A 19395-nucleotide genomic window follows, 5' to 3' on the forward strand; every position below is an offset into this window, starting at 1 on the left:
GTCCGGTATATCCGGGTGGCCGATGAAGAGTACGGTGGTTTTCCGGGCGGTTGGCGCCGCCCGGGAACTCCGGGGGTGCCCACGGGGTTGAATCCATGGGAGGGTTCGTGGGGGCTCTTCCGACACCGTAAGTTGGCTCATGGTTACGCCGTGCGGTCACGGTTCCGGAACCGCCTGCCGTGGTGCGCCGCGGAGCACTAGCATGACCGGGACGACCACGAACCTTGACCAGCATGTGTGTACGAAGCGGCAGAGCACTGAGCCAGAGACGAGTGGAGCCGACCGGGACGCGGGCCTGCCCGGGTCGCCGGATCGAAGAGGGTGGGCCATGACGGAGAAGGCCAAGATCCTCCTGGTCGATGACCGTCAGGAGAACCTGCTCGCGCTCGAGGCGATTTTGTCGGCGCTCGATCAGACGCTCGTCCGAGCGCACTCGGGCGAGGAGGCGCTGAAGGCGCTGCTGACCGACGAGTTCGCGGTGATCCTGCTGGACGTGCAGATGCCCGGGATGGACGGCTTCGAGACCGCGGCGCACATCAAGCGCCGCGAGAAGACCCGCGACATACCGATCATCTTCCTCACGGCGATCAACCACGGCCCGCACCACACTTTCCGCGGGTACGCGGCGGGAGCGGTCGACTACATCTCCAAGCCGTTCGACCCGTGGGTGCTGCGCGCGAAGGTCGCGGTTTTCGTCGACCTCTACAAGAAGAACTGCCAACTGCGCGAACAGGCCGCGCTGTTGCGCGGTCGTCTCGACGCCGTGCCCGGCGAGTCGCGGGGCAACGACGTGCTCGGCGAGCTCTTCACGCGCCTCGCCGCGCTGGAGGAGAGCGCCGACGGCATGGTGAAGCAGCTGGAGTCGAACGAAGACCCCGCGCTGGTCGTCTCGGCCCAGCAGGTGCTGAGCCGCGTCGGCAGGCTACGCGCGGTGCTCGACGCCCTGGTCCCGGCTCCGGCCGGCCACGGCGGGCCGACCCCGGAGCGCACGGGAGCCCCGCCGGCCGCGCGGCGTCCTCCGGACGCCGGCTGACCACCGTCGGAGCGGGCACGGGGCGCGCTCCCAGACCACCGGGACACCCGATCGGCCGCACGCCGCCCTCCGGGGGCCGCTGATCAACGGCCCGCGCGAGATGCCTCGGCGCGCGGGGCCTCGCGCGATCGCCGCCCGCGGTCCCGCGGACATGCCGTCGCGGTGCCCGACCGCGCGCGGGGGCCCTGCCAATACGTGGCAAACCGTGCGGATCGTCATATCGGCGCATCGTCGGTTTGCGACACGAGCCGATGAGTGGCCGATGGCGTGGGAGGCGCACCCGTCCGGAGGGTAGCCTCGCCCTTATGGCCACGCGCACCTCCGGCGGAGGCGCCCGGACCGGCGCGACCGCGAAGAAGAAGGCTCCGGCCAAGAAGTCGGCTCAGCCGCCCGCGCCTCCTCCCAAGCAAGGCGCGTTCGAGAAGACCGGCGACATCGTCTTCCGCCTCGTCAAAGGCATCTGGCTCGGGCTGGCACACGCCCTCGGCGGGCTCTTCCGCAGTATCGGCCACGGTGCCCGGGGTCTCGACCCCGCGCACCGCCGCGACGGATTGGGGCTGGCCCTGCTGGGGCTCTCCATCGTCATCGCGGCCGGTGCGTGGGGGGACGTCAACGGGCCGGTCGGGGACGCGGTCGACGCGGTCGTGGCCGGATTCGTCGGCAGGCTCGACGTACTCGTCCCGTTCCTGGTCGCCGCGCTGTCGGTCCGGGTGCTGCGGCACCCCGACCGCAAGGACGCGACCGGCCGCGTCGTCATCGGCAGCATCGCCCTCGTCGCGGGGGTGCTCGGGCTGATTCACATCGGCTCGGGTACGCCCCATCCGAGCGACGGAGCCACCGCGATGCGCGGCGGCGGGGGATGGGTCGGGTGCGCGTTCTCCGTGCCGTTCGTGGACTCCCTCACGCGCTGGGCGGCCATACCGCTTCTGCTGCTGGTGATCTGCTTCGGACTGCTGGTGGTCACCGCGACGCCGATCGCCGCCGCGCCGGGCCGGCTGCGCGCGTACCTCGGCTTCCCCGGCGGCGAGGAGTCGTACGAAGACGCGGACTACGACGGCGGGTTCGACGACGGCGAATACGGCGACGAGTACGGCGAGGTGTCGGAACCGCCGGCCCGGCCGAAGCGCCGTCGCCCGGCCGCCGCGGACACCGCCGACGCCGTGCCGGACGACCCGTCCGACGGACCGGCCCGACGCCCGCGCACCCGGCGCCGCCAAGGGGCGGCGGCCGGCGGCCCGGATCCGATCGATGTCGCCGCAGCCGCGGCGGCGGCGCTCGACGGGGAGAGTTCGCTGGTCGTGCCCTCCGCGCGGCGCCGCAAGGCCGAGAAGGCCGCCGCGGAACGCGAGGCCCGGTCCGCTCCCTCGCATTCGGCGGCCCCGCCGCGCAGCGAGCAACTGACGTTCGCCGGCGGGGAGGTCACGTACCACCTGCCGGGGAGCGACCTGCTGGAGCGCGGCGGCCCGGGCAAGGCGCGCAGCCAGGCCAACGACGACGTGGTCGCGGCACTGTCGCTGGTGTTCGAGCAGTTCAACGTCGATGCCCGGGTGACGGGTTTCACGCGCGGCCCGACCGTGACGCGGTATGTCGTCGAACTCGGGCCCGCGGTCAAGGTGGAGCGCATCACCGCGCTCGCGAAGAACATCGCCTACGCGGTGGCCAGCCCGGACGTCCGGATCATCAGCCCGATCCCCGGCCGGTCCGCGGTCGGTATCGAGATCCCGAACACCGACCGCGAGATGGTCAACCTGGCGGATGTGCTGCTGTCCGACGAGGCGGTCGGGGACGGCCATCCGATGCTCGTGGCGCTCGGCAAGGACGTCGAGGGCGGGTTCGTGGTCGCGAACCTCGCCAAGATGCCGCACATTCTGGTCGCCGGCGCGACCGGTGCGGGCAAGTCCTCGTGCATCAACGGCCTGATCACGTCGATCATGATGCGGGCCACGCCGGACGAGGTGCGGCTGGTGCTGGTCGACCCGAAGCGCGTCGAACTCACCGCGTACGAAGGCATTCCGCACCTGATCACGCCGATCATCACCAACCCGAAGCGCGCCGCGGAGGCACTGCAGTGGGTCGTGCGCGAAATGGACATGCGCTACGACGACCTGGCCAACTTCGGGTTCCGGCACGTCGACGACTTCAACCGGGCGCTGCGGTCCGGCAAGTTGGAGACGCCGCCCGGCAGCGAGCGCGAACTGACGCCGTACCCCTATCTGCTGGTCATCGTCGACGAGTTGGCCGACCTGATGATGGTGGCGCCGCGGGACGTCGAGGACGCGATCGTGCGCATCACGCAGCTCGCCCGGGCCGCGGGGATCCACCTCGTGCTCGCGACGCAGCGGCCGAGCGTCGACGTGGTGACCGGTCTGATCAAGGCCAACGTCCCGTCCCGGCTGGCGTTCGCGACGAGTTCGCTCGCCGACAGCCGGGTCATCCTCGACCAGGCGGGTGCCGAGAAGCTGATCGGCAAGGGCGACGGCCTGTTCCTGCCGATGGGGGCCAACAAGCCGATCCGGATGCAGGGCGCGTATGTCACCGAGGCCGAGATCGACGCGGTGGTCGGGCACTGCAAGGAGCAGCTGCGGCCGGAATACCGCGAGGACGTCACGGGCGTCGAGGGGCCGAAGAAGCAGATCGACGAGGAGATCGGCGACGATCTGGATCTGCTGTGCCAGGCCGCGGAGTTGGTGGTCACGTCGCAGTTCGGGTCCACGTCGATGCTCCAGCGCAAGTTGCGCGTAGGCTTCGCCAAGGCGGGCCGGCTGATGGACCTCATGGAGTCGCGGGGCATCGTCGGTCCGAGCGAAGGGTCCAAGGCACGCGACGTGTTGGTCAAACCCGATGAACTCGATCAGGTAATGACAACGTTGCGTGGGGAATGAACATGAAGGATCCACTCGCGATCTTGTGTTGCAGCTGAGCCACAACGTGTGTTCGCCGGCGTTGAGCCGCGGACCGCCGTTCCGGCCGCCCATAGACTGAATTCCGCCGCAGTGGTTGCACGCTCGGAGGCGTATACGTGTCCATCGGTCAGACTCTCGCCGACGCCCGCATCAGCGCGGGGCTCAGTGTCGATCGGGTGAGTGAGGTCACGCGGATCAGGCAGACCCTGGTCGAGGCGATCGAGCATGACGATTTCACCGGTTGCGGCGGCGACTTCTACGCCCGAGGCCACATCAGGTCCATCGCGCGCGTGGTCGGCGTCGACGCGGACCCGCTGATCGCGGAATACGACGAGACCAAGGGCGGCACACCCGCGCCCAGCCCCTCGGTCATCTTCGAACCAGAGCGGGTCAAACCCGAACGCAAACTCGCACCGAACTGGACGGCGGCCATGGCCGCGGCGGTCGTTGTCGTCCTCGCTTTCGTCATCTTCCAATGGGTCGGCGGCGGCGACGACAACGACAGCGGAAACGCCGCCACCACCACCAGCGCCCCGCCCCCGCCGCCGAACCCCGAACCGGCCGTTTCACCCCCGCCGCCGGCCGCGCCCCCGACGCAGCAAGTCGTCGCGCAGGCTCCCGACCAGGTGACCGTGCGCGCCGACGCGGTCGACGGCAAGAGCTGGATCAGCGTCACCGACGGCGACGGGAAGAAGGTCTTCGAGGGGACCGTCGAAAAGGGCGCGCACAAGGAGTGGAGCAACCCCGAGGAGCTGAGGCTCGTCATTGGCAACGCCCAGGCGATCCACCTCAACGTCAACGGCAAGGACATCGGTCCGGCCAGCACCAAAAGTTCCGTGGCACGTGTGACGTTCACCCCCGGCAACCCCGAACTGGGCTGAAACGTCCGCGAATACGCGAGGGGCCCACGGCCGATCGCCGATCACCCCCGTGGCGGGCGGACGCGGGAACCGTCCCGGGGTGCGATACGCGCGTATCGCGTCCGGGAACGGTTCCCGCGTCCGGTGTTCGCCGTGTCCTGACGTAGGCTTTCCGGCATGCCCGCCCCCCGTACCGCCTCCGAAGAGCGTTCCGTCGACCACGCCGCCGCAGCAGGCCCCACCACCGCCGGCGCCGGACGGACGGTGGCGTTGGTCACGCTCGGCTGCGCCCGCAACGAGGTCGACTCCGAGGAGTTGGCCGGGCGCCTCGAAGCCGACGGCTGGCGGCTGACCGAGGACGCCGCCGACGCGGCCGTGGTCCTGGTCAACACCTGCGGATTCGTGGAGTCCGCGAAGAAGGACTCCATCGACACCGTGCTCGAAGCCGCCGACCTCAAGAAGGAAGGCGGCCCCACACAGGCCGTCGTCGCGGTCGGCTGCATGGCCGAGCGCTACGGGGGCGAACTCGCGGGCGCGCTGCCCGAGGCCGACGCCGTGCTCGGCTTCGACGACTACGAGGACATCGCCGGACGCCTCCGCGCGATCCTCGCGGGGGAGAAGCACACCTCGCACGTGCCGCGCGACCGCAGGAAGCTGCTCCCGCTCAGCCCCGTCGAACGCCAGGCCGCTGCCGGTGCGGTGCCCGGCCACGGAGCCGCCGCCCGCGCGTCGTCACCCGACGACCTGCCCTCGGGCGTCGCCCCGGCCTCCGGGCCGCGGACGCTCCGCAAGCGTCTCGGCGGCGGGCCGGTGGCGTCCGTCAAGCTCGCGTCCGGATGCGACCGGCGGTGCTCGTTCTGCGCGATCCCGTCGTTCCGCGGCTCGTTCCTCTCCCGCCGCCCGACCGACGTCGTCGACGAGGTCCGCTGGCTCGCCGGCGAGGGAGTCCGCGAGATCGTGCTGGTGAGCGAGAACTCCACGTCGTACGGCAAGGACCTCGGCGACCTGCGCCTGCTTGAGGCCCTGCTGCCCGAGCTGGCGGCCGTCGACGGCATCGAGCGCGTGCGGGTCAACTACCTGCAGCCCGCCGAGATGCGCCCCGACCTGATCGGCGTGCTGACCGGGACCGACCGCGTCGTGCCCTACTTCGACCTGTCCTTCCAGCACGCCGCCGAGCCGGTGCTGCGCCGCATGCGCCGTTTCGGCTCACGGGGCGCCTTCATCGATCTCCTCGATCGGATCCGTGCCGAAGCCCCCGAGGCGGGGGCGCGTTCGAACTTCATCGTCGGGTTCCCCGGGGAGACCGAGGAAGACCTCGACGAGCTGACGCGCTTCCTCACCGAGGCCCGGCTCGACGCCATCGGCGTCTTCGGCTACTCCGACGAGGAGGGCACCGAAGCGGCGGGATACGACGGCAAGTTGCCCGACGAGGAGGTCGCCCGGCGGCTCGACCGGGTCTCCCGTCTCGCCGAAGAGCTGACCGCGCAGCGGGCGGAGGAACGCGTCGGCAGCGAAGTCACCGTGCTGGTCGAGGAGATCGTCGGCGTCGACGACGACGGCCTGGTGACCGCCGAGGGCCGCGCCGCGCACCAGGCCCCCGAGATCGACGGGCTGACGGTGCTGCACGGCCGCGACCTCGCGGTCGGGACGTTCGTGCGCGCCCGCGTCGTCGGCAGCGAAGGCGTCGACCTGTACGCCGAGGAGCTGGAGGCTTCCGTGCCCGGGCCCGTCGCGGGCGCCCGCGACCGCACCGCCGCCGCGTCGTCGGGGCCCGCGCGGTGAGCGAAGACCTCCCCACACCCCCCGCCCGCGCGTCGGACGCGGCGCGCGGGTCCGCCGCCCAACGTGCCGAAGCCGTGCGCGCCGCGGCGCAGCTGCGGGCCGAGGCGGTCCGGGCCGCGGCGGCCCAGCGCGCCGAGGCGGTGCGCGCCGCGTCCGCGCACCCGGTCGAGGCCGTGCGCACCGCCGCCGCCAACCACCCGCCCAAGCCCGACCGGCTCGGCGACCCCACCACCTCGGTCAGCATCTGGAACGCCGCCAACATACTGACGATGCTGCGGATCGCCATCGTCCCGCTGTTCGTCTACCTGCTGGTCCAGGACGGCGGGCACGACCCGGTGTGGCGGGCGTACGCGTGGGCGGCGTTCGCGGTCGCCAGCATCAGCGACCGGTTCGACGGCATGCTGGCGCGCCGCCACGGCCTCGTCACCGACTTCGGCAAACTCGTCGACCCGATCGCCGACAAGGCGCTCATGGGCGCCGCACTGATCGGACTGTCGGCGCTCGGTGACCTTCCGTGGTGGGTGACGGGCGTCGTCCTCTTCCGGGAGATCGGCATCACGCTGATGCGCTTCTGGGTGATCAAACGCGGCGTGATTCCGGCCAGCCGCGGGGGCAAGCTCAAGACACTGCTGCAAGGCACCGCGATCGGGATGTACGTCCTGGTCATGACCGGGCCGCTCGCGTCGTTCCGGGCGTGGGTCATGGCCGTCGCGGTGATCGCCACCGTGGTCACGGGGGTGGACTACGTGGTCAAGGCCCTGCGGGGCGGCCGGGACACCGCGGACGGAGCGGACGAGGAGGGCGGGGCCCCGGTCACCGCGGACGCCGCGCACGACCCGGCCGACACGGGACGGGCCGGATAACGGATCAGGGGGCGGGCACGGTGAAGGTCGAACTGGTCGCGGTGGGCGACGAACTGCTCATCGGCGACGTGGTGAACACCAACGCGAGCCGGCTCGGACGCCTGCTCACCGACGCCGGAATGCGCGTCGTCGGCGTCTCGACCGTCGGCGACGGCCTCGACGAGCTGGTGGGCGTGCTGCGCATCGCGGTCGACCGCGCCGATGCCGTGCTGGTCACCGGCGGCCTCGGGCCGACCTCCGACGACCGCACGCGTGAAGCCCTCGCCCGGGTCGCCGGGGTCGGGCTGCACCGCGACGAGGCGGTCGTGCAATGGCTGCGCGAGCGCTACGCGAGCATGGGCCACGAGTTGAACGGCCTCGGCCTCCAGCAGGCGGACGTCCCCGAGGGCGGGCGCGTCCTCCCCAACGACCGCGGCAGCGCGCCGGGCCTGGGGATCGACATCCGCGGCACCGCCGTGTACGCGACACCGGGGGTGCCGCACGAGATGGCCGCGATGGTCGGCGACCAGGTGCTGCCCGACCTGCTGCGCCGCTCCGGATCGCCGGCGCCGCGGGCCCAGCGGGTGCTGCGCACGGTCGGCGTCGGCGAGGGCATCGTCGCGCGCTGCCTCGAACCGCTGGAGACGGAGCTGGCGCAGACCGGCGCGGTCGAGGTGGCGTACCTCGCGGAGCCGGGGGAGACGCGGGTCAAGCTGACGTCGACGGCGTCCGGCGGCGGCGAGGCGGTCGACGCGGCGGCGCTGCGGGCGTACGAACTGCTCGGCGACTGCGTCTACGCGGAAGGAACCAAGACACTTCCCTCGGTCGTTGCCCGGTTGTTGGTGCAGCGCGGTGCCACGGTGGCCGCCGCGGAGTCGCTGACCGGCGGTCTGCTCGCCGCGGCGCTGGTGGCGGTGCCGGGTGTCTCGGCGGCGTTCCGTGGCTCGGTGACCGCGTACGCGACCGATGTCAAGGCGTCGGTGCTCGGCGTCGACGCGGCTCTGCTGGCCGACGAAGGGGCCGTGCATCCGCGGGTGGCGTGCGAAATGGCCGAGGGTGTGCGGTCGCTGTTGTCGGGTACGTACGGTGTGGCCACGACCGGCGTGGCCGGCCCGGACCCGCAGGACGGGCGTCCGGTCGGTGAGGTCCACATCGCGGTCGCGGGCCCGGAGGGCACGGTGGCGGTCGCCGCCCGCCTGCCGGGCGACCGCGACAGGATCCGGACGCTGACCGTCGTGCGGGCCTTGGAACTGCTGCGGCGCACGCTTCTCGGGCTGCCGCGGGAGCACACCCGGGAATTTCCCGGCTGAGAGGGGGGTTGTGCCGGCGATGCGGTGCACACGTAGGGAAGCGGACAAATGTGATGTTTCGTCAGTTTCGCGTGCCGACGTGCCCGTGAGGCTCCACGCCCTCAGTGAACAGGGCGGCGGACCCGGTACACGGCCGAGGTCGGCCGGGTACGGTGGGGCTGTGTCCGTTGCAGCCGCGGTCCTAGGAGGGAGCGACCGATGATTCTGCTTCGTCGCCTGCTGGGTGACGTGCTGCGTCGGCAACGCCAGCGCCAGGGCCGCACCCTGCGCGAGGTGTCGTCGGCGGCCCGGGTCTCGCTCGGGTACCTCTCGGAGGTCGAGCGCGGTCAGAAGGAAGCGTCGTCCGAATTGCTCGCCGCGATTTGTGAGGCGCTGGACGTACGCATGTCGATTGTGCTCCGCGAGGTCAGCGACGAGCTGGCACTCGCCGAGCTGGCGCACACCGAAGGGCTCACGGCGCGTCCGGTGCTGGAGCCGGTCGGCTCGTCGTCGTCCGACCGGGTGCCGGGTCCGTCGTCCGGGCCGGTTTCCACGTCGAACCAGGTGGATGTGGTCGTCGCCGCGTGACCCGCGGTGACGGTGTGGAGGCGCAGCGCGTATCGAGGGCGGTGCGGATCCGAAGGGATCCGGCGCCGCCCTCGCGCGTTCCCGGGGGTCCGACCGGCGCCCGGCCGAGCGCCGTCACCACGGCATCGTCGCGCCGCCGTTGGGGCGCAGGATCTGCCCTGTCGTGAACGCGGCGGCGTCGGACGCCAGGTAGGCGACCGCGTAGGCGACGTCCAGCGGCTCGCCGACGCGCCGCAGCGGCGACAGCCTCGCCATCGGCGCGGTGGTCGCGGCCTTGCGCTCGGGGTCCTCGGTGCCGTCCTCGGCCGTCCAGTGCCGTCCGGTCATGCCCGTGACGGTCCAGCCGGGAGCCACCGCGTTGACGCGGACGCCGTGCGGTCCGACCTCGGTGGCGAGGGTCTTGGTGAGCTGGATCATCGCGGCCTTGGCGGCGCCGTAGCACAGCAGGCCGGGGGCGGCGGTGTCGATCGCGCTGGAGGCCATGTTGACGATGCTGCCGGAGCCCTGCGGGACCATCACGCGGGCGGCGGCGCGGCAGCCGTGGAACGCGCCCTTGAAGTTGACGGCGAGGACGCGGTCCAGGTCTTCGTCGGTCGTGTCGACGACGGTGCTGGTGTGCATGATGCCGGCGATGTTGGCCATCACGTCCAGGCGCCCGAAGTCGGCGGCGACCCGGGCGACGAGGGCGTCGACGGACGCCGCCGACGCCGTGTCGACCTCGGCCGCGACGGCACGGCCCCCGGCAGCGCCGATGAGCGCGGCGGTGGCCTCGGCTCCCGGATGATCGATGTCGGCGCAGACGACGGCCGCGCCGAGTTCGGCGAGGACTTCGCAGCTGCCGCGGCCGATGCCGCTCGCGGCACCGGTGACGACGGCCACGCGGCCGGACAGATCGAGGGCGGTACGCAGCACGGTCAACCTCCCGCGGAGTGCCGGACCCGGGGCGCCGGACCCACTCGCGGACGGTAGATACGATCTGACGAACAGTCAATAAACGTGCGGGGCAAGCCGGGTGGCCGATCGCCGCGCCGTGGCTCGGGTCAACCGGCCCGCTGCTGCGCGAGACACCAGCGGTGGATGTCGCCGTTCGGCTCGAACACCCCGTATTCCGCGAGCCCTTGGCACACGTCCGCGGTCAGCACGATGGTGGTCTCCCGTGCTGCGGCCGGGACGGACGCGGTCGGGCTCGGCGCGGGCCGCCTGGTCGGCGTCGTGCCGCGCGTGGGCGCGGGACGGTGCGAGGGGGCACGAGGGGCGGCCGTGTCCGGCGCCGGGTCACCTGCGGGCTGCCGCGTCGCGGGCGGCGCGGCACCGGGCGCGGGCCCGGCCGTCGCGCGCGCCACGGCGGCGGCCTCCGGCAGCACCGGCGCGCTGGGCGCCACCGGCTCGGCCACCGCGACCGGAAGGCCCGGGGACGGCTCCGGCGCCCCCGATCCCCCGGACACACAGCCCGCGAGCAGGGGCATCGCGACGAACGGCGCCAACAGTGCCGTGCGCGACGGACGACGAGGGGTCACGGGCATCCTCCCAGCGGGGCGCGGTCACCCTGGAGGACGACGCGCCCGGCCGCCGGTCACCCGAAATCCCCCTGACGAGTGTCACCGGCCGTCGTCCGCCGCCGGCTGGCACGCCGGGCACCAGAACACGACACGCTTCGGCTCGCCGGCCTCGGTCCTGCGGATCGGCGTCCCGCAGCGGCGGCACGGGCGTCCCGCGCGGCCGTACACCCAGTTCTCCCGCCCCGGGCGCGGATCCCCGGTGGTGACGTGGCCGATGTGCTCGCGGTTGGCGGACAGCGCGCGGTGCGCGAGGTCCGCCAGCGAGCGCAGGTCGCCCGCCGCGTCGACGCGCGCGAACGGCGACACCCCGCCGAGGAAGCACAGCTCGGCGCGGTACACGTTGCCGACGCCCGCGAGGTTGCGCTGGTCGAGCAGGGCCTCGCCGATCGGCCGGGCCGGCTGCGCGGCCAGCCGCCGGGCCGCTTCGTCCGCGTCCCAGTCCGGGCCGAGCAGGTCGGGTCCCAGATGGCCGACCGCGCGCTCCTCGTCGGCGGTCCCCAGCAACTCGACGACCGGCAGGCGCATGCCCAGCGCCGTGTAGGCGTCGTTGGCCAGGACCACGCGCACCTGGTCGCGCCCGAGGGACCCGGGACGCGCGGCGTCGCGGCCCGATGCGCGGCGGATCCGCCACGCTCCGGGCATGCCCAGGCGCGTGTGCAGCGTCAGGCCCCCGTCGACGCGCAGCAGCAGGTGTTTGCCCCGCGAGACGACGCCGAGCACCGTACGGCCGGACCAGTCCGCGGTCGCGTGGCGCGGCACCCGGAAGTCGGTCCGCGTCAGCACCCGGCCGGCGAGCGCGCCGCGCAGCCGGGTCGCGGTCTGGAACACCGTGTCACCTTCGGGCATGCGTCCCAGTCTCCGGCACGTCCCCGTCGCCGGGAACCCGCGTGTCGGCGGGAGCCGCGCAACCGGTGCCCGGACGCCAAGGGAGCACAACCGGTGTCACATCCGTGCGGCCAGGAACACGTGTGCGACACCGGTTGTGCTCTGCCCCTACCGTGGCGCGTGCAGGGTCGTCACGGGCGAGGTTCCTCCTGTGGAGGTACGGAATGGCGTTGCCTCCGTGACTCGATACTGCGCGACGGACGTGACCAGCGTGTTTCGTCCGGCGGGCGAGAAAGTAACGAAAAGGTCTCACCCGCGAAGGCGCAGGCCGCGCGGGGTGGCGTGGAAGCCCGCGGCCTCGAGCGCGCGGCCGAGCGACGAGGTGAGGATCCCTTCGCCGTCCGCACGCTCGACCGTGAGCTTGCCGAGGGCCCCCTCGCGGACCGCGAGCGCCAGCGCGTCGACGGCCGGCTGAAGCCGCAGCGGGTCCTCCGTCCACGTCAGCAGCGACCGGCCGCCGCGCTCGACATACAGCACCAGCGCTCCGTCGACCAGCACCACCAGCGCCCCCGCCTTGCGCCCGGCGCGATGCCCGCCGGCCGCGTCGCCCGGGCGGTCCGGCCACGGCAGCGCGGCGCCGAAGGGGTTGGCCGGATCGGCGGCGGCCAGCAGCAGCGCGCGCGGTCCGCCGTCGTCGGTGGCGCGGAAACCGGGTCGGCCCCCGGACGGCCCGGCACCGGGACCACCCGCGCGGGCCGCCCGCTCGGGCTCCGCGCCCGGGAAACCCGGCTTCGCGTGATGCGGACCGCGCTCGTCCGGTCCGCCGCCGAAGCCCGGCCCCGCGCCGGGGACGCCGCCGAACGGATCGCCCGCGCCCGCCTCGGCGCGCCGCTCGGCCGCCTGGTGCAGCGCCCGCAGCCGGTCCACCGCCCCGTCCGCCGCGAACTGCGCGGCGCCCAGGCCCTCGACGAAATAGCCGCGGCGCACCCGCCCGGTCTCCTCGAACACCGACAGCACCCGGTACGCCGCGGAGAACCCGCCGGGGCTGCCCTCGGCGACCACCGCCCCGCGCGTGACCACCCCGTGCCGGTCCAACAGCGTCTCCGCGAGCGCGTGTGCCCGCCGCGTCGGATCGGCCTCGCGCTCCGGGGCCAGCGACCACCGCCCGACCGCGCTCGGCGGCGCCGTGCGCGCGGGCATCAGCGGGCGCCCGCCGCGTCCCAGGCCCGCGTAGCGTCCGCGCGGCGTCGCCCGCCGGGCCCGGTGCGCGGTCGACCCGGCCGTCCGGCCCGACCCCATCAGCCCGCGCAGCGGCGCCAGCGTGTCGCCGGTGACGTACCCGGCCCACGCGAGGTCCCACAGCGCCTCGACGACCTCGGCGTCGGACGGCGCCACACCCGCGTCCGACAGCAACTCCGCGACGCGGTCCGCGATCTGACGGAAGAACAGGCCGTAGCCCGCGGCCAGGGCGTCGAGGATCGCCCGGTGCACCGGCCCCGCGTCCAGCGGCGCGGGCGGCGGCGCCACCAGCGGTGCCGCGTCCGCGAGATACAGCGACACCCAGCCGTCGTTGCCCGGCAGCGCCCCGTGCCCGGTCCACACCACCTCGCCGCTCGCGCACAGCTCGTCGAGCAGCGCGGGCTGATAGCCCGACACCCGGGCGGGAAGCACCAGCTTCTCCAACGCCGACGCCGGAACCGACGCGCCCTGCAACTGCTCGACCGCGCGCACCAGCCCGTCGATGCCGCGCAGACCGCGCGCTCCCGCGCCGCCCACCCCCTGCCACACCGGAAGGAAGCGGGCGAGCGCGATTGCCGGGACCGGTTCGACCTCGTGCCGCAGCGCCGCAAGCGAGCGCCGCCGCAGCATCCGCAGGACCTCGGCGTCACACCACTCGGTGCCCGCGCCGCCCGGCCGGAACTCGCCCGACACCACCCGCCCCGACGCCGCCAGGCGTTCGTACGCCCCGGCCACCACCGCGGTGCCGAGCCCGAAGCGCGCCGCCGCGTCCGCCGCATGGAACGGACCCCGCGTCCGGGCGTGCCGTGCCAGCAGGTCACCGAGCGGATCACGGACCGGCTCGGTAAACGCCTCCGGAACCCCCACCGGCAACGGGGTGCCCAGCGCGTCGCGCAACCGCCCGGCGTCCTCGATCGCCGCCCACCGCTCGACCCCCGCGATACGCACGCGGATCGCGCGCCGGGCCTCTTCGAGGGCGACCAGCCACCGCGACGTCTCGGCGGCCGTGCCCAGACTGCGCGCCGCGGCCTCCTCCGTCGTCAGCGGCCCCAGCAGCCGCAGCAGATCGGCGACGCCTTCCGCGTCGCGCGCCCGCCGGTCGTCGGCGAGCCGCTGCAACTCCGCCTCGGTGCGCGCGACGACGTCCGCATCCAGCAGTTCGCGCAGCTCGGCCTGCCCCAACAGCTCCGACAACAGCCGCGAGTCGAGCGCGAGCGCCGCGGCCCGGCGTTCCGCGAGCGGCGAATCGCCCTCGTACATGAACTGCGCGACGTAGCCGAAGAGCAGCGACCGCGCGAACGGCGACGGCTCCGGGGTGGTCACCTCCACGATGCGCACCTTGCGGGCCGTGATGTCGGCCATCAGCCCCGCGAGGCCCGGCACGTCGAACACGTCCTGAAGGCACTCGCGCATCGTCTCCAGAACGATCGGGAACGAGCCGTACTCGCTCGCCACCGACAGGAGTTGCGCGGCCCGCTGACGCTGCTGCCACAGCGGAGTGCGCCGACCCGGCACCCGGCGCGGCAGCAGCAGCGCCCGCGCCGCGCATTCGCGGAACCGCGACGCGAACAGCGCCGAACCGCCCACCTCGGCCGTGACCAGCGGCTCGACCTCGGAGGCGTCGAACACCGCGAAATCCGGCGGCAGGCTGAAATCGCTGTCGAGGTCGAGGCTGCCGTCGCCCCCGAACGGATCGGTGTCGGGCAGCCGCAGCACGATCCCGTCGTCGCCGTGCATCGTCTGCACGTCGAGCCCGGTCCGCTCCCGCAGCCGCGCCCCGATTGCCAGAGCCCACGGCGCGTGCACCTGCGCCCCGAACGGCGAGTGCACCACCACCCGCCAGTCGCCCAACTCGTCGCGGAACCGCTCGACGACGATCGTCCGGTCGTCCGGCACGTGCCCGCACGCCTCACGCTGCTCGGCGAGGTACGCGAGGAGGTTGTCGACCGCCCACGCGTCCAACCCCGCCGCGGCCACCCGCTCGCGCGCCCGCGCCTCGTCCATCGCCCCGATCTCTCGGACGAACGCTCCCAGCGCACGCCCGAGTTCGAGCGGGCGGCCGAGCGCGTCACCGTGCCAGAACGGCAGTTTGCCGGGCACTCCGGGCGCCGGTGTGACCAGCACCTTGTCGTGCGTGATGTCCTCGATGCGCCACGACGACGTGCCGAGTGTGAACACGTCGCCCACCCGCGACTCGTAGACCATCTCCTCGTCCAGCTCGCCCACGCGCCGGCCGCCTTTGCGCGCGTCGTCGCCCGCGGCGAGGAAGACCCCGAACAGGCCGCGATCGGGGATCGTGCCGCCGCTGGTCACCGCGAGCCGCTGCGCGCCCGGCCGCGCGCTCAGCGTCCCCGCGACGCGGTCCCAGACCAGGCGCGGGCGCAGCTCGGCGAAGGCGTCGCTCGGGTAGCGCCCGGCGAGCATGTCGAGCACCGCCTCGTACGCCGACACCGGCAGCGACGCGAACGGCGCGGCCCGGCGGACCAGGGCCAGCAACTCCTCGACGTCCCAGTCCTCCACCGCGACCATCGAGACGATCTGCTGCGCGAGGACGTCCAGCGGGTTGCGCGGCGGACGGACCGCCTCGATCGCGCCCTCGCGCATGCGCTCGGTCACCACCGCCGTCTGCACGAGGTCGCCGCGGAACTTCGGGAAGACCACGCCGCGCGACACCGCGCCGACCTGGTGGCCCGCACGGCCCACGCGCTGGAGCCCCGAGGCGACCGACGGCGGCGACTCGACCTGCACGACCAGGTCGACCGCGCCCATGTCGATGCCCAGTTCGAGACTGGACGTGGCCACCACCGCGGGCAGCCGGCCCGCCTTGAGGTCCTCCTCGACCACGGCCCGCTGCTCCTTGGACACCGACCCGTGGTGGGCGCGGGCCAGCACGGGCGGCGCCCCCCTGCCGCTGCCGGCCTGCGCCATCAGCTCGGCGGGCGCCGAGGACTCGGGCAGCGCCTCGCCGGTCGCGCGCTCGTGCGCGATCTCGTTGAGGCGCCCGCACAGGCGTTCGGCGAGACGGCGCGAATTGGCGAACACGATCGTCGACCGGTGCGCCTCGACCAGGTCGACGATCCGCTCCTCGACGTGCGGCCACACCGACGCCCGCCGGACCTGGCCCAACTCGTCGTACTCGGTCGGACGCGCGCTCAGCTCGCCCAGGTCCTCCACGGGCACGACCACCGACAGGTCGAACGTCTTGGCGGCCGGCGGCTGCACGATCGCGGCGTCGCGGGTGCCGCACAGGAACCTCGCGACCTCGTCGACCGGACGCACGGTCGCGGACAGCCCGATGCGCCGGGCGGGCTTGTCGAGCAGCCGGTCCAGGCGCTCCAACGTGAGCGCGAGGTGGGCGCCGCGCTTGGTCCCCGCGACGGCGTGCACCTCGTCGACGATGACCGTGTCGACGCCGCGCAGCGCGTCGCGCGCCTGCGAGGTGAGGATCAGGAACAGCGACTCGGGGGTGGTGATCAGGATGTCCGGCGGCTTGGCGGCGAACCGGCGGCGGTCGGCCGCGGGGGTGTCGCCGGAGCGGACGCCGACCTCGATCTGCGGCTCCGGCAGCCCCATCCGCACGGACGCCTGCCGGATACCCGCGAGCGGCCCGCGCAGGTTGCGCTCGACGTCGACCGCGAGCGCCTTCAGCGGTGACACATACAGCACGCGGCAGCGGCGGCGCGGATCGGCCGGCGGGGGCTCCGCGGCGAGGCGGTCGAGAGCGGAGAGGAACGCGGCCAGGGTCTTGCCGGATCCGGTCGGCGCCACGACGAGCGCGTCGCGCCCCTCGGCGATCGCCCGCCACGCACCGGCCTGGGCGGCCGTCGGCGCGTGGAACGCGCCCGAGAACCAGGCTCGGGTGGCGGGGGAGAAGGCGTCGAGGACCGCCGCGGGGTCTTCGCTTCCGGGGGAGGGCGCGTCGTGGTCATGCATAGCCGTTCCATCGTGCCTCGCGGCACCGACAACGCGCCCCCGGGCCGTCGCGGGCGCGGTACCGGCGCGCCCGGTGCCCCGGGGGCGCCCGGGATAATGGGGGCATGCGACTGACCGACTTCTGGGAGCGGATGCGCGCGCACTTCGGCGCGGCCTACGCCGACTCGTTCGCGCGCGACCACGTCATGGCCGAGCTGGGCGGCCGTACGGTCGTCCAGGCCCTCGACGCGGGTTTCGACGCCAAGGACGTCTGGCGCGCGGTGTGCACGGCGATGGACGTGCCCCCGGCACACCGCTGACCGGCGGCTGCGTCCGGGCGGCTACTTCCAGAACTGGAAGAGCCGGTAGCCCAGCGACGCCCATTCGTCCGGTACGTCGAGCGCCTCGGTGACCTGGTGCACCTGGTCGAAGAACCAGTGGTTGATCTCCGGCGTGAACAGCAGGCCGAAGAGCAGCAGCGGCGCGAAGGGGGCGTACGGCGCGATCGCGCGGCGGAAGTCGTACGACAGCCACGGCTCGATGACGCCGTAGCCGTCCAGGCCCGGCACCGGGAGCAGGTTGAGGATGGCCGCGATGATCTGCAGCTGCGCGTAGAACACGAAGGCCGCGTAGAACGACGGGCTCGCGCCGTCCAGCGCCGAGGAGTTGATCAGGGCGACGCAGATGCCGGCGATGGTCACGTTCGTCAGCGGGCCCGCCGCCGAGACGAGGCTGTGCTGCACGCGCTTGCGGATGCGGTCGCGTTCGATGTAGACGGCGCCTCCGGTGAGCGGGATGCCGCCGAGCAGCACGAAGATCGTCGGGATGATGAAGGTGAACAGCGGGTCGCTGTATTTGATCGGATTGAGCGTCAGATAGCCCTTGCCGATCACCGAGGTGTCGCCCGCCCGCAGTGCCGTGAAGGCGTGCATGAACTCGTGCAGGCACAGCGAGATGAGCCAGCCTGTCATGACGAACAGGAAGACCTGGATCTCCTGGTCGCCCGAGCCGCGCCACAGCAGGGCGCCTGTCCCGGCGAACACCACGACGAGCGCGAGGAAGATGGGTGAGGGCCGCACATGCCGCAGCCGTGAGCCGGGGCGGGTCCACGCGTCGGTCATTGGAGCAGTATGACGGTGTTCGGTGGCCCCGCACAGGTGCCCCCGGCGGCGTCGCGGTCGGGGACGCCCGGAGGCGGTCACCCGGGTGACCGCCTCCGGGCCCCGGAGTATCGCGGCGGGCGGGGCCGACGGCCCCGGGATCGGGTGGCGGCCCGATCCCGGGGCCCGTCGGGGCACCCGCCCGCAGCCGCGCCCACCGCCTCGTGCGAGGCGGCGCAGGGGTGCGCGCACTCCGGGCCGGGGTTGTGGCGCCGCGCGGCGCCGTCGGTGCCGTGCGGCGGGACGCGCGCTCCGGCGGCGTGATCGGCGGAAAGCGCGTCGCGCCGGGTCGCGGCGTCGGTCAGTGGAACGCGTGCTCCGGGCCGGGGTAGTCGCCGCCCACGACGTCGGCGGCGAAGGACCGGGCCGCGTCGCCCAACGTGGTGCGCAGGTCGGCGTACCGCTTGACGAACTTCGGCAGTTTGCCGGGTGTCAGGCCGGCCATGTCGGTCCAGACCAGTACCTGCGCGTCGCAGCCCGCGCCCGCGCCTATCCCGACGGTCGGGATGTCCAGTTGCGCGCTCACCCGGGCGGCCAGCTCCTCGGGGACCAGCTCCAGCACCACCGCGAAGGCGCCCGCGGCCTGCATGGCCTTGGCGTCGGCGATCAGCTGCGCCGCGGCCTCGTCGCCGCGGCCCTGCACGCGGTAGCCGCCGAGCACGTTGACCGACTGCGGGGTCAGCCCGAGGTGGGCCATGACGGGGACGCCCGCCGTGACGAGGGCCTCCACCTGCCGGGTCATCGCGGCGCCGCCCTCGAGCTTGACCGCACCGGCGCCGGCCTCCTTCAGAAAGCGCGCGCCGGTCTCCAACGCCTGCGCGGGCGAGGCCTGGTAGGAGCCGAACGGCAGGTCGGCGACGACGAGGGCGCGCTTCGTGCCGCGGACGACCGCGCCGGTCAGCATGACCAGCTGGTCGACGGTCACCGGAATGGTGTTCTCGTAGCCGAGGTGGTTGTTGCCGGCCGAGTCGCCGACCAGGAGCACGGGGATGCCGGCGTCGTCGAACACCGAGGCGATCATCGCGTCGTACGCCGTCAGCATCGGCCACCGCTCGCCGGCCTTCTTGGCGCGGGCGAGGTCGCGGACGGTGACGCGCCGACCGGTGCCGGTGCCGCCGTAGAGGGTGAGCCCGGGGCCTTCGGACGCCGCCGGCGGGGTGGGCGCGGGGGCGGAGGCGTTGGGCTGCTGGGCATGCTGCTCGGACATCGCAAACTCCTCATCTCGAGGCGCACGGTCGGCGTCCCCGGACTAACGCCATGGTGACACGACACGTTCGATGGGAACAGGGGCCACCGCGGCTTGTCGGTCGCGCGCGGTTTGCCGAATGTTTGCTATACGAGACTGGCTCGTATCGTAAAAGCGAGTACCGTCAGGGAGAGAAAATCGAGACACGCCCGTTTCG

14 protein-coding genes are annotated in these 19395 nt (G+C 73.3%); 8 read left to right on the plus strand and 6 right to left on the minus strand.

The genetic code is table 11. The features are described from left to right. Positions 1-328: 328 nt before the first annotated feature. From LO772_RS23910 to LO772_RS23940, 7 genes are all read left to right on the plus strand, one after another. On the plus strand, positions 329-1033 hold the full coding sequence (locus LO772_RS23910) for a response regulator (protein WP_231774082.1): 705 nt from the start codon (positions 329-331) through the stop codon (positions 1031-1033). Between the two features lie 305 nt (positions 1034-1338). Continuing rightward, positions 1339-3915 carry a DNA translocase FtsK gene (locus tag LO772_RS23915; protein WP_231774083.1) on the plus strand — a complete coding sequence of 859 codons (2577 nt, stop codon included), beginning with the start codon at positions 1339-1341 and terminating at the stop codon, positions 3913-3915. 137 nt (positions 3916-4052) lie between these two features. Then, a complete protein-coding gene (locus LO772_RS23920; RefSeq protein ID WP_231774084.1) occupies positions 4053-4817 on the plus strand; it encodes a helix-turn-helix domain-containing protein in 765 nt (254 codons plus the stop codon). A 156-nt stretch (positions 4818-4973) separates the two neighbouring features. After that, on the plus strand, positions 4974-6578 hold the full coding sequence (gene rimO / locus LO772_RS23925; protein WP_231774085.1) for a 30S ribosomal protein S12 methylthiotransferase RimO: 1605 nt from the start codon (positions 4974-4976) through the stop codon (positions 6576-6578). Positions 6579-6751: 173 nt separating this feature from the next. Further along, positions 6752-7441, plus strand: coding sequence for a CDP-diacylglycerol--glycerol-3-phosphate 3-phosphatidyltransferase (pgsA, locus tag LO772_RS23930; RefSeq protein WP_443089466.1), 690 nt, complete (start codon positions 6752-6754; stop codon positions 7439-7441). Between the two features lie 71 nt (positions 7442-7512). Further along, positions 7513-8730 (plus strand): CinA family nicotinamide mononucleotide deamidase-related protein, encoded by a 1218-nt coding sequence (locus LO772_RS23935; RefSeq protein ID WP_231779694.1) that lies wholly within the window; start codon positions 7513-7515, stop codon positions 8728-8730. A gap of 198 nt (positions 8731-8928) precedes the next feature. Beyond that, complete coding sequence (locus tag LO772_RS23940; protein ID WP_231774087.1) at positions 8929-9297, plus strand: helix-turn-helix domain-containing protein; 369 nt, start codon at positions 8929-8931, stop codon at positions 9295-9297. A 114-nt stretch (positions 9298-9411) separates the two neighbouring features. Here the strand turns inward: LO772_RS23940 and LO772_RS23945 are convergent, their stop codons facing one another. The 4 genes from LO772_RS23945 to LO772_RS23960 form a co-directional block, all read right to left on the minus strand. After that, positions 9412-10209, minus strand: a complete 798-nt coding sequence (locus LO772_RS23945; protein ID WP_231774088.1) for an SDR family NAD(P)-dependent oxidoreductase — start codon at positions 10207-10209, stop codon at positions 9412-9414. A 128-nt stretch (positions 10210-10337) separates the two neighbouring features. Continuing rightward, positions 10338-10814 (minus strand): hypothetical protein, encoded by a 477-nt coding sequence (locus LO772_RS23950; RefSeq protein WP_231774089.1) that lies wholly within the window; start codon positions 10812-10814, stop codon positions 10338-10340. A gap of 81 nt (positions 10815-10895) precedes the next feature. Continuing rightward, positions 10896-11702 (minus strand): DNA-formamidopyrimidine glycosylase family protein, encoded by an 807-nt coding sequence (locus LO772_RS23955; RefSeq protein ID WP_231774090.1) that lies wholly within the window; start codon positions 11700-11702, stop codon positions 10896-10898. A gap of 288 nt (positions 11703-11990) precedes the next feature. Then, positions 11991-16853, minus strand: coding sequence for an ATP-dependent helicase (locus LO772_RS23960; RefSeq protein ID WP_231774091.1), 4863 nt, complete (start codon positions 16851-16853; stop codon positions 11991-11993). Positions 16854-16957: 104 nt separating this feature from the next. Here LO772_RS23960 and LO772_RS23965 point away from each other — a divergent pair, with 104 nt between their 5' ends. Further along, a complete protein-coding gene (locus LO772_RS23965; RefSeq protein ID WP_231774092.1) occupies positions 16958-17152 on the plus strand; it encodes a DUF3046 domain-containing protein in 195 nt (64 codons plus the stop codon). Positions 17153-17173: 21 nt separating this feature from the next. Here LO772_RS23965 and LO772_RS23970 read toward each other — a convergent pair whose 3' ends face one another. Continuing rightward, positions 17174-17953, minus strand: a complete 780-nt coding sequence (locus tag LO772_RS23970; RefSeq protein ID WP_231774093.1) for a site-2 protease family protein — start codon at positions 17951-17953, stop codon at positions 17174-17176. 340 nt (positions 17954-18293) lie between these two features. Further along, positions 18294-19199: a 3-methyl-2-oxobutanoate hydroxymethyltransferase gene (panB, locus tag LO772_RS23975; RefSeq protein ID WP_231774094.1), complete on the minus strand. Its 906-nt coding sequence runs from the start codon at positions 19197-19199 to the stop codon at positions 18294-18296. Positions 19200-19395: the final 196 nt, after the last annotated feature.

It is taken from the genome of Yinghuangia sp. ASG 101 (assembly GCF_021165735.1).
Taxonomy (GTDB): Bacteria; Actinomycetota; Actinomycetes; order Streptomycetales; family Streptomycetaceae; genus Yinghuangia.

Bases quoted from the DNA above. Each gene is read 5' to 3' on its own strand.
- LO772_RS23910 (WP_231774082.1), top strand. From the start codon at position 329: ATGACGGAGAAGGCCAAGATCCTCCTGGTCGATGACCGTCAGGAGAAC.
- LO772_RS23915 (WP_231774083.1), top strand. From the start codon at position 1,339: ATGGCCACGCGCACCTCCGGCGGAGGCGCCCGGACCGGCGCGACCGCG.
- rimO (WP_231774085.1), top strand. From the start codon at position 4,974: ATGCCCGCCCCCCGTACCGCCTCCGAAGAGCGTTCCGTCGACCACGCC.
- LO772_RS23940 (WP_231774087.1), top strand. From the start codon at position 8,929: ATGATTCTGCTTCGTCGCCTGCTGGGTGACGTGCTGCGTCGGCAACGC.
- LO772_RS23955 (WP_231774090.1), bottom strand. From the start codon at position 11,702: ATGCCCGAAGGTGACACGGTGTTCCAGACCGCGACCCGGCTGCGCGGC.
- LO772_RS23960 (WP_231774091.1), bottom strand. From the start codon at position 16,853: ATGCATGACCACGACGCGCCCTCCCCCGGAAGCGAAGACCCCGCGGCG.
- LO772_RS23965 (WP_231774092.1), top strand. From the start codon at position 16,958: ATGCGACTGACCGACTTCTGGGAGCGGATGCGCGCGCACTTCGGCGCG.
- LO772_RS23970 (WP_231774093.1), bottom strand. From the start codon at position 17,953: ATGACCGACGCGTGGACCCGCCCCGGCTCACGGCTGCGGCATGTGCGG.
- panB (WP_231774094.1), bottom strand. From the start codon at position 19,199: ATGTCCGAGCAGCATGCCCAGCAGCCCAACGCCTCCGCCCCCGCGCCC.